This is a genomic window from Myxococcus sp. AM011 (assembly GCF_013372595.1).
Classification (GTDB): domain Bacteria; phylum Myxococcota; class Myxococcia; order Myxococcales; family Myxococcaceae; genus Myxococcus; species Myxococcus eversor.
The window spans coordinates 1-755 of sequence record NZ_JABXEM010000592.1 but is presented as its reverse complement, the minus strand read 5'-3'; the positions used below and the strand labels follow the sequence as shown (position 1 = coordinate 755).

Sequence of the window (755 nt, the reverse complement as noted above, 5' to 3'; positions counted from 1 at the left end):
GGTACGCCCACCTCGAAGGGCAGGTAGAGGGTGCGGCCCACGGTGGTGGCGTACTTCTCCAGGAAGCGCTGCCTGTCGAGGATGCCCATGCGCTGCAGCGCCTCGGCCGCCAACTGCATCTCGAGGGAGTCGGCCTTGTTGGCCGTCTTGGTGCGCAGGCGCGACTGCATGTGCTGGTAGAAGGCCCACACCTCGGCGGGTTGAATCTCGCCGCGCTGGAAGAGCGTGCCCACGCCGGGGAGGGACTGGAGGTAGCCCTTCACAGGACACCGCCTTCCTCGACACCCGCGTCGACGGTGCCGGCGTCCACAGTGGTGGGCAGGCACGTGTGGCCGGTGACGCCCTCCTCGTTGACGTAGGCGCAGGTGAAGGCGGCGTTGCTGTGCTCGCTGACGGCGTCGCAGTCGGCGAGCACCTGCCAGTTGCCGTCGCCGTTGCAGATTTCGGCGACATTGCCTGCGCAGCGCGTGGACACCGGCGCGCACCCGTCCGGCGCGCGGCAGCGGGTGAGGAGGGCGGTGGCGAGAAGAGAGGTGAGCAGCAGTGCTTTCATGCGAGTCCTCGGGCTTGGGGCCTGTCGTTGAAGGTGACGAGAAGGAGGTTTCTGCGAGGCCTCCGGCGGTGGAGTCCGAAGCCCGTGGGGCGCGCCTCCGTGACGTACAGCCCGGGAGGCGTCCTCACGGCCTGCACGAGTGCGCCCGTGACGTCGTAGAGGGCCCCCAGCCTGTCGCTGGGGCGGATGAGGGCGTCACCCG

The 755-nt window shown here is 69.4% G+C and carries 1 protein-coding gene and 2 pseudogenes; all 3 read right to left on the bottom strand.

The features are described 5' to 3' along the window. Window positions 1-263: pseudogene (locus HUW62_RS47540) on the bottom strand (hypothetical protein); the annotation flags it as partial. Beyond that, window positions 260-553 carry a hypothetical protein gene (locus HUW62_RS47535; RefSeq protein WP_217912001.1) on the bottom strand — a complete coding sequence of 98 codons (294 nt, stop codon included), beginning with the start codon at window positions 551-553 and terminating at the stop codon, window positions 260-262. The pseudogene HUW62_RS47540 and the gene HUW62_RS47535, both read right to left, overlap by 4 nt. After that, window positions 550-755 (bottom strand): annotated as a pseudogene (locus tag HUW62_RS47530) (hypothetical protein); the annotation flags it as partial. The gene HUW62_RS47535 and the pseudogene HUW62_RS47530, both read right to left, overlap by 4 nt.

What these genes read in the sequence shown, in the direction of transcription:
- HUW62_RS47535 (WP_217912001.1), bottom strand. Translation starts at nt 553, where the DNA reads ATGAAAGCACTGCTGCTCACCTCTCTTCTCGCCACCGCCCTCCTCACC.